General features: G+C 37.4%; 7 protein-coding genes. 2 read left to right on the top strand and 5 right to left on the bottom strand.

Annotated features, from left to right (window positions below):
* Positions 1–13: 13 nt before the first annotated feature.
* The 5 genes from CG11_RS20255 to CG11_RS20235 form a co-directional block, all read right to left on the bottom strand.
* Positions 14–2,296 carry a T9SS type A sorting domain-containing protein gene (locus CG11_RS20255; protein ID WP_052598663.1) on the bottom strand — a complete coding sequence of 761 codons (2,283 nt, stop codon included), beginning with the start codon at positions 2,294–2,296 and terminating at the stop codon, positions 14–16.
* A 440-nt stretch (positions 2,297–2,736) separates the two neighbouring features.
* Entirely contained in the window at positions 2,737–5,013 is a 2,277-nt protein-coding gene (locus CG11_RS20250; protein ID WP_052598662.1) for a T9SS type A sorting domain-containing protein, read from the bottom strand.
* A gap of 231 nt (positions 5,014–5,244) precedes the next feature.
* Entirely contained in the window at positions 5,245–7,452 is a 2,208-nt protein-coding gene (locus CG11_RS20245) for a T9SS type A sorting domain-containing protein (protein WP_081909611.1), read from the bottom strand.
* Between the two features lie 334 nt (positions 7,453–7,786).
* On the bottom strand, positions 7,787–12,535 hold the full coding sequence (locus CG11_RS20240) for a PKD domain-containing protein (protein ID WP_052598660.1): 4,749 nt from the start codon (positions 12,533–12,535) through the stop codon (positions 7,787–7,789).
* A 266-nt stretch (positions 12,536–12,801) separates the two neighbouring features.
* The gene (locus CG11_RS20235) at positions 12,802–14,268 is read right to left on the bottom strand and encodes a PKD domain-containing protein (RefSeq protein WP_052598659.1); all 1,467 of its coding nucleotides are present in this window, start codon (positions 14,266–14,268) and stop codon (positions 12,802–12,804) included.
* A gap of 101 nt (positions 14,269–14,369) precedes the next feature.
* Between CG11_RS20235 and CG11_RS20230 the strand changes: the two genes are divergently transcribed.
* Together CG11_RS20230 and pruA are read left to right on the top strand one after the other, a co-directional pair.
* Complete coding sequence (locus CG11_RS20230) at positions 14,370–15,617, top strand: transposase (protein ID WP_052598658.1); 1,248 nt, start codon at positions 14,370–14,372, stop codon at positions 15,615–15,617.
* A 573-nt stretch (positions 15,618–16,190) separates the two neighbouring features.
* Complete coding sequence (gene pruA, locus CG11_RS20225; RefSeq protein WP_052598657.1) at positions 16,191–17,822, top strand: L-glutamate gamma-semialdehyde dehydrogenase; 1,632 nt, start codon at positions 16,191–16,193, stop codon at positions 17,820–17,822.
* Positions 17,823–17,957 lie beyond the last annotated feature (135 nt).

The following is a 17,957-nucleotide window of genomic DNA, read 5'->3' as shown; positions in this document are numbered from 1 at the left end:
GCTTGCCTTACTCCTATTCCTTAACAAAAGGCAATGTTTCTTGATAATCACCTGCTCTAACTTCTAAAAACAACACACCTGCGGCTAGGCTTGAAACATCCAATACGTATTGATTGTCTCCACTAGCAACTTCCCGCTCTAAAATTAGTTGTCCCAATGCATTGTAAACCCGTAATTCTATCGATTGAGCATTGTCTTCTAGCCAACGAATATGCACCGTTTCTTTGGCTGGATTTGGATAAAGATGTACTACTTTTTGTATTATTTTAGGTTGCAAAACAGTAGTTATAGTATCCTTTTCTTCTAGTATAATCACTCCACCACGGCTAGTTCCCATTATATAATCTAGCTTATTATCATTGTTCAAATCAGCCATCGAAAAATGCGTACTCCACCCTTGATAAAAATCCTTGTAATTTTGAGATAGCGTATCATATGTTCCCAATATATTACCCTCTATATTTCCTAACTGAATGATATTGCCACCAATCCAATGCCCAATAAACAGCTCATAAGTACCATTATTATCATAGACAAAAGGCATCGGGTCATCGCTGTAGCCTTGTAAGCTGTAACCACCTAAAGTATTGGTTGTTGGGCTAGAGGAAAAAACAGGATTAGTTGATGTTCCTGTATTCTCGTAATAATGAATTGTTCCTCCACGGCGCCCAATGACTAAATCTAAATCCAAATCTCGATCTAAATCTACCAATTGGGGAGTACTTCGGCCACCTACATCAATATTAAAAAACGAATGTACCGGCGCATTTAAAACGATAGGATTCCCAACACCTGCGGTATTTTCAAAATAACTAAGTGTTCCATCTTGCATTCCGCAAATCATATCCATATCGCCATCCCCATCTAGATCGCCTATTGTTGGATACAAACCATTTTTTTGTAGCGAATCTGTTCCTGCATAATTATTGGTAATGTATTCGAAAGAGGGACTACTTAATGTTCCTGTATTTTCTAGTAATGTCATTCCATACTCATAATTTCCTCCATATTGACAACGTCCCAAGCCACCAATTAATAGATCCATCAATCCATCTGCATTATAATCTAGCAACACAGGATACGCATCCTCACCAACGTCCAACATCTCCCCTACTAAAAAGTCTTTTTGTTGAAAGTCAAAAATCATATTGGCATTGGTGCCTGTATTTTGATAATACCACGCCACACTATCCTTGATAGAGCCACCAGGAGCAGTCTTGGAAGGAGCTGCCAACATATCTTTTTTCCCATCGTTGTTTACATCTAAGAAATACATACCGGGAAATGTATAAATATCTATTGACGCATCGTATGTTGGATAAAAATTGTGCTGTGTTGTTATCAAAATTGTATCGTTAATTTCTACTCCACTAATCATATTAGCCGTAGTATAATCATTTCCACCCAAAATCATATCTTTTACTCCATCTCCATTAAAGTCTATCAACGTCAAACTTGCACCAACATCTCTCGCACTTCTTGAGTTAGAAGCCATACTTTGTAGGTCTTGGGTAATATGGGTAGATACTCGTTGCATTAAATTAAAATAAGGATTGTTATAACAACTATCAACACTAGGGCTAACACTTACTTTATTACTATCTCCTGATTCTTGGAACAAGCCCCAACACTCTGACTCCAATACATATTCTAAGGAATCACAATTACCACTATTTTCCATAGACATATTTCTATACCAATGAATATTAAAAGGGAAACGTGATGACAAAGTAAAAGCTAATATATCAATGTCTCCATCTCCATCGACATCATCGATAGCAGGCAAATCTCCATTATAAATAAACAGCTGTGAAGGAAATGGATTGCCACTTTTTTTGCTATACATCAATCTATCAACTACCAACGTATACTGAATGGTGTCATTCGCATCGTAACTTCCCTCCCAAACAGCTAGCCCTAATCCTTGTAGGGTTGCATTATACATAAAAACATCTTCAATCCCATCGCAGTTATAATCTCTCAATAACATAAAATTACGCGCCAAACGCTGAGGAAGACGTTTCATATAAGCAGGTGCATAAGTATAATCAACTTGACCAGCAGTACCATTATTAATAAAAGTAGATGCTATAGATTCTTCACGATCATACACAACTAAGTCTTTAATACCATCATTGTTTAAATCTACTTCTGAAAATTGAGGCAAATTAAGTCCTCCCGCCCAAGCATTCCGCATGTTGATTCCATTCTTAACAAGAGGTATATCCATTGGAACATATTGAGCAAATGCATGAACAGTTAAAAAAGTGGTTATAAATAAAATTAGTATTCTCATAACTGAAGGAAGTTTGTAGAGGAAGGGAATAAACAAGTGGCTTTCTATTATTACAATAGTCAGCTGCGCACTCACGAAGTAAAATAATATAAATGTGCTTTTTTGTCTTTTTGGTAACTAAGCTTGCGATCTCACGAAGTAGCAACGTAGCTAATCAACGACCACGAAGTAGCAGCGTAGCTAACTACTATTATTATAGAGTCGCTATTAAATCCTATAAATGATTGGTTAAAATCAAGCTAGGAATTGTGGCTTCTATCCTGAGTTGAACAATAGATGCCTTCAAAAAAGTAGTTTTTATAGCTTAGAAACAAAACCACAAGCATAAAACTCACGACCAAAGGAGAATTAGCTTCCTTTGATCGTGAGGCATTAAGTTTAAAGATAGTTGGTACCAACTACCATAGATAGAGCAATCTAGTAATTCGCTCCTTATCCATTTATTTCTTAACAAATCGAACGACTTCTTGATAAGTATCTGTTCGAATATCTAAGAACAAAACTCCTGCTGCTAAACTAGTAATATCCAACTCATACTGTTGATCATTGCTTGTTGTCGTCTGTTGTAAAACGACTTGACCTAAGGCATTGTAAACCGTTAAGTGTAAAGTTTCTGTATTGGGAGTCAAAAAGCTAATATTTAAAGAATTTTGTGCTGGATTTGGATAAAGGTGCACTACTTTTTGTGTTGTTTCAGGTTGCAGAACAGTTGTTATTGTATCTTTTTCTTCCAAAACTACAACACCTCCTCGTCCAGTTCCAAAGATATAATCCAACTTACCATCATTATTTAGATCTGCTATAGACATATTGGTATTCCAACCTTCGTAGAAATTATTATAATTTTCGGATAAAGTATCGTAAGTACCTAGAATATTCCCATCAATATTCCCTAACTGAATGATATTCCCTACTTGGTGTCCTATAAATAATTCGTAAGAGCCATTGTTATCATAAACAAATGGCATTGGCGTACGGCTAAAGTTTTGCACACTATATCCTCCCAACATAGTTGACGTAGGAGTAGACGAGAAGTTAGGGCTAGTTGCATTGCCTGTATTTTCATAATAGTGAATCATGCCACCATAACGTCCAATAACCAAATCTAAATCTAGATCTCGATCCAAATCAACCAATTGAGGAGTGCTTTTGTCGCCTACATCAATATTAAAAAAGAAGTTAGAAGGCGCACTCCAAGCAACTGGATTACCAGGACCTGCTGTATTTTCAAAGAAAGTCAATCTACCATCTTGCCGTCCACAAATCATATCCATATCTCCATCTCCATCAAGATCACCCACCGTTGGGTACAAACTATTCATTTGCAAAGCATTGGTCCCCGCATAATCATTAGTCACATATTCAAAAGCTGGACTTGTCAGTGTCCCCGTATTTTCTAGCAATGTCATTCCATAATCATAACTACCTCCATCTTGGCAACGACCATAGCCCCCTATTATCATATCCATCAAACCATCGGCATTATAATCTAACAACACAGGAAAAGCATATTGTCCAACATCCAACATTTCACCTACTAAAAAGTCTTTTTGTTGAAAATCAAAAATCATATTAGCATTACTTCCTGTGTTTTGATAAAACCAAGCAACGCTATCCATTACGGCTTCTCCTACTCCCATTTCAGAAGGTGTTGCTAACATATCCGTTAATCCATCGTTGTTCACATCCATAAAAAATGTCGCTGGAAAGGTGTAAATATCAACAGGTTTGTCATAAACAGGATAATGGTAATCTTGTGTCGTAATAAGAATCGTGTCATTAATTTCGGTACCATTAACCATATTCACATTCTTAAAGGTTACACCACCCAAAGCCATATCCCGAACATTATCACCATTAAAATCTAATGTTGTAACATTGGCACCTACATGTCGTGCATTTCTACCATTACTCACACTATGAACACTTCCTGTTCTATCAGGTTGCACATCCAATCGTTGATTAAACCAAGGATTATTATAACAGCTATCTGTACTTGGTCCAAAGTTTACTTTACTACTATCTCCTGACTCTTGAAACAATCCCCAACATTCAGATTCTAAATAAAATTGAATCGAATCGCAACTATGGCCATTTTCTACAGACATATTTCTATACCAAAATACATTCGTTGGAAAGCATATATCTAAAGTAAATGCTAAAATATCTAGATCGCCATCACCATCAACATCGTCTATGGAAGGCAAGTCTGTATTGTATACAAACATTTTATAATCAAATGGATTATTTCCTGGCACATCATAACGTACTTGCTCTTTAACCAAAGTATATTGAATGGTATCGTTGACATCATAACTTCCTTCCCAAATAGCCACTCCTAATCCTTGTCCATAAACAGAATACATACCAAAGATGTCTTCAATGCCATCACAGTTATAATCTCTAAAAAGCATAAAATTCTGTATGTCTTTCGGCAAGCGTTTCGTATAAGCTGGTGCATGTTCGTAGTCTACGATCCCTGGCGTTCCGTGATTGATAAATGCAGTGCCTACTCGACCATCTCGGTCAAAAGCAACTAAATCTTTGATTCCATCATTATTGAGGTCTACTGGTGAAAATTGGGGTAAATTAAGTCCTCCTGCCCAAGCATTGCGCATGTTCGTTCCATTTTTAACAAGAGGAATGTCCATTGGGGTATATTGTGCAACAACATTTGCCCCCCAAAACAAGACCATAAAAAGTAATACTGTTTTCATAGTTAATTTTAGTATTTGTATAACAATTAATAGGTTTCCCTTATAACGAAGGTCAAGCTACTTTCGCTTCCTGCATTCAAACAATAAAACACTCCACAATGCCAATTCTTGGATTCCTGTTTTTAATTATTTTATCCCGTTTAGTAGCTCTTTGATGATCTTCGGTGTACTGTGTGGTTACAACGAACGATTGCACGTTCCTCTATTTCTTTTTTGCAAGAAGGAAAAAGCTTATTGTTTGACCAATTTGCTAATATAACGTTCTTTTTCTGTTTCGATGCTTAAAATATATGTTCCTGTTGGTAGAGAGCGAAGATTTAGAGTCGTATTTTGCTCCAACCACTCCTTTTGATCAAGCACTACTTGACCTAAGGCATTGGTTACTCGAATCATAACTTCTTCATTAAGTAGTTGATCAAACTGAATATTTATTTGTTCAGAAGTAGGATTAGGGGCAATTGTAAACGAATTGGTATTCTTTTCTATTGCCTCAATAGAAGATAAGATATATTCCGTATACAACCCCAATCCACCACGTTTGTTGCCAATCAAAAACTCATATTGTCCATCGTTATTAATGTTGGCAACACTAATAATAGACTCTTCTCCTTCGTCTATCGTATCTAGCACACTGTTTATTCTAGTAAAAGCTCCCTGCAAGTTGTTGTCAATATTGGTATATTGCCACACCTCTCCTGCTTCATTTCCCATAAACAAGTGGTACTCTCCATTAATATCCACCAAATGCGGCGCAGAATTCCCCTCAATTGTTCCTGGTAATTTGGCATCTATAAGTCCAAATGTTTCGCTCGTGGCAGTACTAGAAAAAGCAGGTGCCGTTGGTGTACCTGTATTTTCAAAATAATTGGTATTCCCATTTCGTTCGCCTACCAATAAATCAATTTTTCCATCTCTGTTGACATCGACCAATTGAGGGGTTGCATTTTGCCCCACGTCAATGTTCGCATAATTGGGCACCCAACTTGTAAAACTGGGACTAGAAACTGTTCCTTGGTTTTCTACATAAATCAATAGCCCATCTTGATCGCCCAATAGCATATCTTTATCATTATCGCCATCCAAATCGGCAAAAGTCGGTACCAAACGACGCAAATTAAACTGCTTCATACTTGCCAAATCATCATCGACCAATCGATAAGCTGGTTGAGTAATTGAGCCTACATTTTCATACAAACTCAAATAGCAGCCTTGATTGGCTACACTAACATATTTATTATAATTTCCGACCACAATGTCCATCAAACCATCTCCATTATAATCCCAAAAAACAGGTGCTGCCCCTGTTCCTAAATCAATCATTTCGTCCACCAAAAAATGATTCTCTTCGTAAGTAAACACAGGAAAATTCGCCGTTCCAGTATTTTTGTAATACCAATTTTCTAAGTTTTTAGAATTTCCTAAAATATTAGGTGCTGCGATCAGATCCTTTGCGCCATCATTGTTCACATCTACATAAAAAGCAGCTGGAAAAATTTCAACATCAGCAGAAATAGAGTTCATTGGAAAGAAGGTTTCTTGTGCTGTTAAATGCGCTGTATCTTTATTCCCTCCATTGGTCAATAAGTTTAGATTAGAAAAAGATAAATCGCCCAAAATAATTTCTTTGACCCCATCATTATTCATATCCAAAGTCAAAATAGTTGATCCTGCATGACGACCACTTCTAACAGGATTCCAATTGGGGTATCCTGCACAACTATCTATTCTAGGACTCAAATCAATCGTCTCTGTTATTCCACTTTCGTACATACGCCCCCAGCAGTTATCATAATAGACATAATTCAAACTGTCACATCCCCAACCATTTTCTTGAGATTCGTTTCTGAACATTTCAATATACCCTCCAGATGAGTTAAAATTGAGAATGTCCATATCTCCATCTCCATCAATATCATCTACAGCAGGCAAGTCAACGGTTGAATTAAATAAGTTATACCCTTGATTTTGTCCTTTTAAAGTGTATTCAATTGTATTTTTGACCAAAGAAAATTGTACTTTATTTTGCGCATCTCGACTCGCTCGATAAACGGTAATACTGACCACACCTGTTGTATTGTCGTATTTATACGCAAACAAATCTTCTAAATTATCACAATTATAATCTCGTAACAACATCCAGTTTTCTACTTTTGGAAACCGATAGGCATATTCTGGTGCAAATGTATAGTCCACCGTATTTGGTGTTCCTCCATTTAAAAAAGGAACCACTGCAAATCCAACGCGATCAAAATACACTAAATCTTGATCTCCATCTCCATCTAAGTCTATTTCTGAAAACTGAGGATTGGTCAAACCTCCCGTAAGTGCGTATTCGTAGACATCACCACTAGCAGATTCAAAGGGGACCATTAACCGAGTAGGTTGGGCAAAAGTTAGGATTGGGAATAAAAAAACACCCATTAATAAAACGTACTTCATAACGTAAATTGAGTTGAAATTATGTTTATATTTTACTCCATGGCAAGCCTATCAGAACATAGACAACTTAAGCAGACGCCTTGCAAGTAGTTTAGTCTGAATGCAATCATCAATAAATTCGATTTACATATAGACACAACTTATCATAGTTTGTCAATAAGGTATCAGAAGCTAATACACGAAGTTTGCGTGGGGAACTCTGGTAAAAGTCATAAAATAATGGATAATTAACGAAGATGCTAGTTTTTATTGTTAAAACTTGAATTATTATACAAAAAAATGACTGCCCTGAAAGTACTTCAAAGCAGTCATTCTATCCATTTTTATAAGATCTTTATTTGCTAATAATCAATTTTCGAACGTCAACAACAGCATCTGTACTCAATCGAATCAAATACATTGCTGGTGGCAAATGGCTTACATCTAGTGTTTTATTAGTCACTCCTGCTGGAATTTGAGTCTCCAATAAAACCTTTCCATTAACTGCAATCACCTCTACCATTAATTCTGTTGGCAATACTTCGCTAAGGCGAAGTGTTGTTTCTGAAGTAGCAGGATTGGGCAAAATGACGAGGTTCATATTATTACTAATTTCTTCTATACCAACAGAAACTGAAACGGAATCTGCAAAGGAACAAGCACCATTATTAATTGTTAGAGTAACATAATGAGGGCCATTGCTAGTATATGTATGGGTTGGATTTTGCTGTGTAGAAGTATTTCCATCTCCAAAATTCCACAACCAACTAGTTGCCCCTGTTGATGCATCTGTAAACGCAGCTGTTCCGCCGCTAGTAACTGCTGTAAATTGAGCCTCTACAATTTCTGCCGTTACGGTTGACAAAGCACCTGCACAAGAATCCAAACGTACTTCCCAATCGTATAGATAGTAATAAAAATCTGTTGGATTATTTGCAGCAGAACTTGTCATGGTCAATACATTGGGGAGTGTATATGGGTAAGCTGTTCCTGTATTATTTCTATACAAATCCATATTATTTCCTCCTATACTATAATCCCCTGGTCCTGGCACTTGGAAATTTAATAAAATACGTTGCCCTCCATTTACTAAATTAACTGTTGTTTGCGCCAAAACAGTATTCGTGGGTGCTGCACCGCCGTTGGCAATAGAACCATCCCACAATGTGAAGGTTCTTGGTCCTGCTCCATCAGCATCTACCCATACTGAAATCAATTCAAAACTATTGTAAGCTGTAAAGTTGATAACCCCATAGAAACCACTACCGTGATATCCACCACCACCTACAGCAGTTCCATTAGCAGGACCTGCATTCAAAGTAGGTGTAAGAATAATATTTTGTACTTGATAATTCGTTGTTGCTACCAATGTAGGAGTGTTGAAAGTATCTCCTACGTGTACCAAACTATTGGCTCCATCGTACCAATGCAAGGTCCCATTATTATTCGTTGCAGATAAAGCTATAGACGTATTAGGACATCCAGCACCATTATTAGTAGAGGTTACTTCAGGATATTCTACCACGATATAAGCATTTTTAACTTCGGTATCCACTCCCAAACTATTGGTTACTTGCAAAGACACATTGTATGTTCCACTTGATGCATAAGTATGGGTTGGGTTTGCTTGCGTAGAAACACCGCCATCTCCAAACGTCCACAACCACTGCGAAGGTTGATTTCCTGATTCATCTTTAAATTCAATTGTTCCATCACAAGTGTACAACAAATTAGAAGAAAAATCGGCTACAGGCGGCAATGCGCCTAGTACATCTACATTGATATTATCAACATACAAATTATTACCATACCCATTAATATTAACAAACCTCAATACTACATTACTACCTAAATAAGCCGACAAATCCACCGTATCATTTCTCCAGTCACTTGCTGCATTAGGCTGCCATGTTTGTCCTGCATCAGGTCCTGTTGCTAAAGCTGCTCCTCCCTTAAAGTATACTTGAGAAAAAGTTTGCCCACAATCTGTTGACAAATCAATGCGTAAATCATCGGACAAATTTGCACTAAAACGACGGTAAGCCACGTCAAAGGTAAGCATAGCACTAGCTGTCGCAGGAGCTTGGGTCATGTCTAAAGTTACAAAACTGAAAATATCTTCCTGTCCTGGAGCATTATAAGAAAAGTTATTCACAAACATAGCAGCTGTATTTCCTCCTGCTGCTCCTGTCGTCGTGACCAATTCCCATGTTCTATCATTATCCCCATTTATAATATAAGAAGAAGGAGGAGGAAACGTTCCACCATCAAAATCTTCTGCATAAGGGAAGCTGCCCAAAGGATCCAACACCGTTATCATTTGTGTAATCGTATCGTTACAATGCGTACTATCAGCACTCAATCCTGTCCAGACTTTTAACTCATAGACTCCTGCTGTTGGAATATTAATCGGTGTTGTAAAGGAGAAACTTGCCGAACCTCCTGCTGCTAGATTAGCCGTATAGGTTTCTGTTACCATAGGATCGTTTCCAAATTGATAATAAACAGGAAAGTTAGATTCTGTAAACAAGCCAATATTTTCTACTGTCATAGAAACCGTTGCCGTTGAAACCCCTCCACAAGTTTCCAAAATAGAACTAGGGGCGTCCAAACTCGCTACTCCAGCATCATTATCACCAGAACAAGACAAGAAACAAACAGAAGTGCCACCAGAAGCACCTGCATAATTAACAGCAATTTGGCGTAAGCCTCTTATTCCATTGGACCCAACAGCTCGAACAGAGAACCATTGAGGATCGTTGATGTCAGTTACAGCCACATTATAGGTCAATGCTGTGGTGGTTCCTATTGAATCCATGAATTTTTGTCCTAATAAAAATACATCGTATCCCGTTGCTCCTGGCACCGCATCCCAAGCCAATTGAATTTCATTTACATTTGGACACACTCGGTTGACACGTATGTTTTGAGGTCGCTCTATAATCGTAAAGTTCGCATCACTTTCATCTGTTACGCCAGATCTTGATATGCGTACTCTTGCTTCTCCTGTTATCGTTGCAGGAATTGTCCAATTTAGAAATCGGCTAGTACCAGGTGCAGCAGCAGCAATAGTTGTCCAAGTTGCTCCATTATCAGTTGTATATTCTATCAAAAACGTACCTGATGTCCCATAAGCATCCCAGTGAATTCTATCGTTAGCGCCAGGGATTAATCCTTCTCCTCCCATTGGATGAATTACCGTAATGTCGTCCATCAAAAATTCGTACACAACATAATACTCCTGTGTTCCCATAGGTATGGTTGTTCCTGCTACATCCAATGTATAGGTACCTGCTGCCGGGTTATCAATTGCTATTTGTTCTACATTGTTCAAATGGTCTGCACCTTTGGTTGCTGGTAAACCCAACGTTGTTGCGTTAGGCGTATGATCTAATAACCAAGGCAAATGTACCGTTGCACTAGGATCGGTAACAGTTGCATCCAAATCATTCACCAATGCCGTTGCCGCAGCGGTAGATGCTTCTCTGTCTGCCCAGTAAATCATAATTTTTGCACGTTGTACTCCTGCTGGTATTGCAATCGAATGACTATTCGTCCCCCCTTGGGTTAATGTTGCATTAAAATAACGATTGTCTTCTAGCAGTTGAACAGCCTTGAGACCATTCACTTTTCCCCAACCAAAAATAAAATCAGGTCCATCGTTGCCCAAATCATTCGCTGTATTTAGTAAGGCAGCTTTTAGCAAAGCCGATGGTGCAATGTTTCCTCCATTCAAATCACGATAAGCATGATGCATCTGTGCCATTACACCACAAATTCCTGGAGCAGCAGCAGACGTTCCACCTCCTGGTGCATAGGCATTATTAGGGTCGGTAGACATATGTGAAACACCATGTGCAGAAATATCTGGTTTGATGCGCCCATCTGATGCAGGACCACGGCTACTACTGTTTGCAATCCCGTCTGAAGCATTTAAATTTGCTGTCGCAATAACATTCTTACCGATTTTATGCCCACCAGTAATGTTTCCCCACTGCGTTCCTGCACCATAACCACAATCTTGATTGTTGCTATTTCCTGCCGAAAACGTTTGCATTAAGGTGGGGTTGTTATAAATTTCTTGATCTACCAAAACAGTTGTGTTGGTGTACCCTCCATTACAACCATTACTATAAGAAGAGGAAAAAATCAACACGGCACTATCTTGATGCAAGGGAAGTGTTCCTGCCATCGAAGCTACATATTGACGAATATGCATATAAGACCCCGTTGCCATCCCACGCATAAGAGGATCTAAATTTCCAGCACCACCAGCAATTCCTGCTACCATATCCCCATGGTCTCCTGCAAAATCACCAGCTACATCCTGTTGATTGGTACGTCCTTTAAAATCAATATGAGGTCCTACAAAACCATCATCATTAACAGCAAAGGTCACTCCTGTCCCATCGTAGTTTCTAGCTCCTGAAAAATCGCCATCAATTGCATTCGCACGATGCAAATGGCGACCATCATCAGACTCTGGTTTTCCTGGTTCTGACATAATATCCACATAACGAATAAAAGAAGCATCCACTACTTTGCTGATCTGAGTAGGCAATAATTGAGCAACAACCATTTGGGCATGATCCATTGATTGATTGATACTCAAGCCTAGTTTTTTCATCTCCTCTTTAGCCGTAGAAGGCTTAATGTCTTGATAGTATTGTATTGTGACCGTAATATAATTTCCTTCCATTGCCCAATCAGGATAATCTTCATCCTCTAAGCGCTGTCCTATTTTATACGTTTTTTCGATTGGTACGATACTTCTAATATTCAGTTTTTGCAACTGATTTATATCTATTCCGATGGGGATAGAGGCTACATATACCTTATTGGGTATGTACTCCAATAATCTTATATCGGCAGCAGCCAATTGCTTTTGTAAAGAAGGTGTAGGAATTGCATTAAATTGAACAAAACGATAAAAGCGGTTTGAAAAAATTTCGTTCTGATTCAGTTGGCGAATAGACTTGAAGTCCGATATATTGGACTCAAAGTGTTTGGCACCTTTGAGAAAATTAATGGTGTAATCCTGTGCGTGTAGGTTCCCCATCAATATTCCTATCAATGCCATTGTTAAGATAGAAATACGGTTCATATACAGTTTTTTTGAGTAGAAAGTATAGATTTTTCTACAATCTATAGCTTCTTATTGAAAATAAAATTTTAAACATTCATAATAATACAAAATTATAGTAGGAAAACCATTCAGTTTTTTGTAAAATTAACGGTTCTATGTTTTAATGCCCCATAAAAAAAGCCTTCTTGAGTAAGAAGGCTCTATAAAGTCATTGTTGACCGTTGTATCAAGTAGTAATATCTACTAACAATAGTTCCTTGAACTATGGTACTAAAATATTTGGATTATTTAATTATAATCTTCCGAATTTCGGTCATTTCCTTTGTTGATAAACGCATCAAGTATAAAGCAGAACTCAGATTGCTTACATCCAAGGTATAATCTGTGGTTCCTTCCAAAAGAATTTCTTTTTTAATAAGTCTTCCGTCCATGCCAATCAATTCCATCGTTAGGTCTTCAGGTAGTTGTTGACTAAAGGATAAATTGGTATACCCCTTTGCAGGATTAGGAGCAATACTTAACGTCATATCGTTCCCCAATCGCTCTATTCCAACAGAAACCGTTACAGAATCAGAAAAGGAGCAAATGCCATTGACTGTTAGGCGAACCATGTGCGGACCATTATTGGTTGTATACGTATGAGTAGGATTTTGCTGTGTAGATGTTGTCCCATCTCCAAAATCCCACAGCCAACTAGTCGCTCCAATAGATGCATCTGAAAAGCTAGCTGTTCCTCCATTGATAACACTTGTAAAATTCGCATCAACTACTTTTGCCTCTACTGTTTCTCTTGCACTAACACATTCTGTTGATAAATTCAATTCCCAATTATAAAAATAATAATAGAACCCAACGCTTGTAGTCGTTGCACTAACCATATCTACTACTCCTGCCAAGCTATAAGGGTAAACCGCAGAGCCATTGTTGTTTCTAAACAAATCCATATCATTTCCTGCCAATGAATAATCTCCAGCTCCTGGAACTTGTAAATTGACTTGGACTCTAGATTGACCATCGGGAATATAAACCGTCACTTGACTAATAACTGTATTATTAACATTATTACCATTAAGAACATGTCCATTGTATAAATAAATAGTTCTAGGTCCTGCCCCATCGGCATCGACCCATAGAGAAACAATGTCAAACGCTTGATAAGCTGTAAAGTTGACCCCTCCAGTAAAATTTCCTCCATGATAACCTCCATTTCCCACAGAACTCCCATCTATTGGTCCCGCATATTCGGTCACATCGGTAGTTGTTACATCTTCTACAAAATACGTAGTATTTGTCGTCAAAGTAGGTGTTGTAAATGTATTGCCTGTATGTACCAATGTATTGGCACCATCATACCATCTTAATACTCCCGTACCATTCGTTGCGGAAAGAGTAGTCGATGTATTAACACAAGTTTCGGCATTGGTAACAGAGGTGACCTTTGCTTTTTCTACCCTTATATATCCTGTTTTGACAATTGTATCAGCCCCCTGACTATTGGTTGTCTGTAAGGTAACAGTATAAACGCCACTATTGGCATAAGTATAGGTTGGGTTTTGCTGCGTAGACAAACCGCCATCTCCAAATTGCCACAACCAACTTGTAGGTGCATTCGTTGATAAATCTTCAAATTGTACAGTTCCTACACAAGTGTAGGTAAGATCAGCTTTAAAATCTGCTATTTGCGCCTTTACGCCCAAACAATAGAAGCTGCTCAATAAAAGAATTGTAATTATTTTTGTAAAGTTGCGCATAACAATACTTCGTTGAAGTATTAATAGGTTTAAATAAAAATGGGTAAAAGTTTTTAAGTTTGAAAATTGTCTTACGATTAGCAAACCAAAACATTTACCCTATGAATGCTGAAACATTCACAAGAGCAATATTGAGTAAAATATCTGAAAAAGGAAAATGGTATAACGATTTTTTAGTTCATCTTTTTGTACTTTATCTAAGTTTACCATCTCGTTACACCTATCTAAACATGGGACGTTATGGAAGTTATGTAGAAAGTACTTATCGAAGAAATGCTGGAAAATCTCATGAACTAGCAAAGTTTAATTTCGAACTTATTCAAAGCTATTTAAGTGATGAGATAATCTGGGCATTTGACCCTTGTTTCATTAGCAAAAGCGGCAAAAAGACAGCCCATGTTGGTTATTTTTGGTCTGGTTGTGCAAAATCTAGAAAATGGGGTATGGAAATAAGCAGTCTTGCAGCTGTCGATATAAAACAACAAACATCAATGCATTATTTGGCAAAACAAACACCAAATGGTTTGAAAAAAGAAGAAATGTTGGAATTTTACTACAAATTGATATTGGATGAGAAGCAGCAATTACATTCTATTTCATCAATCCTTGTAGCAGATGCCTTTTTCTCAAAAGCTCCCTTTGTTCAAGCGGTGACAGCGCAAAATTTTGAATTTATCAGTCGTTTTCGAAGCGATGTAGCTTTATGTTATTTGTACGCTGGACCACAACGAGGAGGCAAGGGCAAAAACTTAGGTAAAGGCAAAGGTTCTGGTGGAGGATGTCCTAAAAAATTTGATGGAAGAGTAAATACTAAAAATTTATCTCAGCAATATTTTCAACTATGCTATGCTGATGAAAATGAACGTGGCTATGAAGCTGTTGTGTATAGCAAAGCATTGAAAAGAAAAGTTCGAGTTTTGGTAGTTCACAGATTAAAAGAAGATGGTCGTATCAGCAGTGCAAAAGTTTACTTTTCTACCAATCTCAATCGAATGGGAATAGATATATTACTTTACTATCGGCTGAGATTCCAACAAGAATTTTTGTTTAGAGATGCCAAACAGCATGTAGGTTTGCAACATTGCCAATCTACGAAAGAAGAGAAAATTGATTTTCATATTAATATGAGTTTGACAACCATAAATATTGCTAAAGCGATGCACTACCTTCCATTTGAAACCGATGTAAAACCCTTTTCAATGGCAGATATTAAAACCCAATATGTCAATAAACTTTTACTAGACGAGGCTTTTGATTTATTTATTTCGGTTTCTGGGATTTCCCCTAACGTGATAAAAAATAACCCTCGTATTATTCAATTATATAACAAAGGCAAAATTGCCGCTTAATACTTCAACGAAGTATTGGCATAAAATATATGGTTTTATTTAGTATAGTAGTTCGTTGATTAGTTCGCTACGCTCATGAGGGCGCAAGCTTAGTTTTTTACTTTTTTACTAAAAAGACAAAAAAGCACATTTATATTAATTTGATAATCAAAATCTTAACACAAAACGCAACAAATCTACAACCTATTGATTATCAACTGCGCAGCACTCACGAAGTAAACTAATAAAGTTTAGCTTCGCTGCTACTGCGTGGTTTCAACGAACTATTGTTAGTAATCATTTGCTCAAAAAAGAACCAAACAGAGCCTTTTTAGAAATATTGTTTTATACAACTACAATAATACAAAATTTATATGGCAATTCTATACTCAAAACTTTTATACTGTTTGCTACAAAATCAAACCACCGATATAAATATTTTTGTCTATAACATACGACAAAATCTTCTCCCCTCACAAACTACAACAGATTCAAACTAAGTTATAATTTTTGAATTCGCACTCCATTTCTTACCTTTGAGCTTCTTAGAATTTGTTATGTATTATTTTAGAATAAAAAAAACAATAACACACTATGGCTAATGCATTCTTTAAGGTGCCTACACCGATTAACGAACCCGTAAAAAGCTATGCTCCTGGTAGCAAAGAAAGAGCAGAATTAAAAGCACAATTGGCTGTCTATAAGGCAACTCAAATTGATGTGCCTATGATTATAAATGGAAAGGAAGTGCATACTGATAATAAAGTATCGATGCATCCTCCTCATGAAAGAAAACATGTTTTAGGACATTACAGCAAAGGTAACGCCTCTCATGTAAAAGACGCTATTGATGCTGCATTGGCAGCAAAAGAAGCTTGGGAAAATACCTCTTGGGAGCATCGTGCTGCTATTTTCTTAAAAGCTGCAGAATTATTAGCTGGTCCATACCGTGCTAAGATAAATGCTGCTACTATGCTAGCACAATCTAAAAATGCTTTCCAAGCAGAAATTGATGCTGCCTGTGAGTTGATTGACTTTTTCCGTTACAATGTACAATACATGACAGAGTTGTACAGTGAACAACCAGATTCGAACCCAGGTATGTGGAATCGCTTAGAACACCGTCCTTTAGAAGGTTTTGTTTTTGCAATTACTCCATTTAACTTCACTTCTATTTGTGCTAACTTATGTGCAGCTCCTGCTATGATGGGAAATGTTGTCGTTTGGAAACCTGCTGAGACTCAAATCTATTCAGCAAAAGTTATTATGGACTTGTTCAAAGATGCGGGACTTCCTGATGGTGTCATCAACTTAGTTTTGGCAGATGGTCCTGCAACAGGAGACGTTATTTTCAATCATAGAGAATTTGCTGGTCTTCATTTTACAGGTTCAACAGGTGTTTTCCAAAATTTATGGAGAACAATTGGTAATAATATCTCTAAATACAAGTCTTATCCACGTATTGTTGGAGAAACAGGTGGAAAGGATTATGTCATTGCTCATCCAACAGCAAATGCCAACGAAGTAGCAACAGCACTATCTCGTGGGGCGTTTGAGTACCAAGGGCAAAAATGCTCAGCTGCATCTCGTGCTTATATTCCACAAAGCTTGTGGCCAAGTATCAAAGAGAGTTTGGTAAAAGATTTGGCTTCCATGAAGGTAGGAACAGTAGAAGACTTTTCTAACTTTGTAAATGCTGTTATCAGCGAAACCTCATTTGATAAATTAGCAGCCTATATTGATCGTGCAAACGAAGATGATAATGTAGAAGTAGTTGCTGGTGGTACTTATGACAAATCTGAAGGTTACTTCATTGATCCAACGGTTTTAAAAGTAGAAGATCCTAAGTACACAACTATGTGTGAAGAGTTATTTGGACCTGTTTTGACAATTTATGTCTACGAAGATGATAAATTTGAAGAAACAATGGATATTTTAGACGCTTCTTCTCCTTATGCCTTGACAGGAGCGTTATTTGCCGTAGATCGCCAAGTTATTGAAAAAGCAGCTCATCGCTTGCGTCATACAGCTGGTAATTTCTACATCAACGACAAGCCAACAGGTGCGGTTGTTGGTCAACAACCATTTGGTGGTGGTCGTGCATCTGGTACCAATGATAAAGCAGGTTCTGTTTTAAATCTGTTGCGTTGGGTTTCTCCTCGTACGATCAAAGAAACCTTTGTACCACCAACAGATTACCGCTACCCTTTTTTAGACGAGGCTTAAATAAAAAACTTTTAGCCAAGAGACAGAAGTTTCTCAACAAAATTTAAAGTTTTTTTCAATAAGAATAGTGTACCTAATAGATTGGGTACACTATTCTTAATTTAATATTTGTGCCACAAAACTTTTTATAAAAAG

This window comes from Aureispira sp. CCB-QB1, from assembly GCF_000724545.1.
GTDB lineage: Bacteria > Bacteroidota > Bacteroidia > Chitinophagales > Saprospiraceae > Aureispira.
Note: the sequence above shows the minus strand (reverse complement) of the source record. Positions and strands in the feature narration are given on the sequence as shown.

What these genes read in the sequence shown, in the direction of transcription:
- CG11_RS20255 (WP_052598663.1), bottom strand. Translation starts at nt 2,296, where the DNA reads ATGAGAATACTAATTTTATTTATAACCACTTTTTTAACTGTTCATGCA.
- CG11_RS20250 (WP_052598662.1), bottom strand. Translation starts at nt 5,013, where the DNA reads ATGAAAACAGTATTACTTTTTATGGTCTTGTTTTGGGGGGCAAATGTT.
- CG11_RS20245 (WP_081909611.1), bottom strand. Translation starts at nt 7,452, where the DNA reads ATGAAGTACGTTTTATTAATGGGTGTTTTTTTATTCCCAATCCTAACT.
- CG11_RS20240 (WP_052598660.1), bottom strand. Translation starts at nt 12,535, where the DNA reads ATGAACCGTATTTCTATCTTAACAATGGCATTGATAGGAATATTGATG.
- CG11_RS20235 (WP_052598659.1), bottom strand. Translation starts at nt 14,268, where the DNA reads ATGCGCAACTTTACAAAAATAATTACAATTCTTTTATTGAGCAGCTTC.
- CG11_RS20230 (WP_052598658.1), top strand. Translation starts at nt 14,370, where the DNA reads ATGAATGCTGAAACATTCACAAGAGCAATATTGAGTAAAATATCTGAA.
- pruA (WP_052598657.1), top strand. Translation starts at nt 16,191, where the DNA reads ATGGCTAATGCATTCTTTAAGGTGCCTACACCGATTAACGAACCCGTA.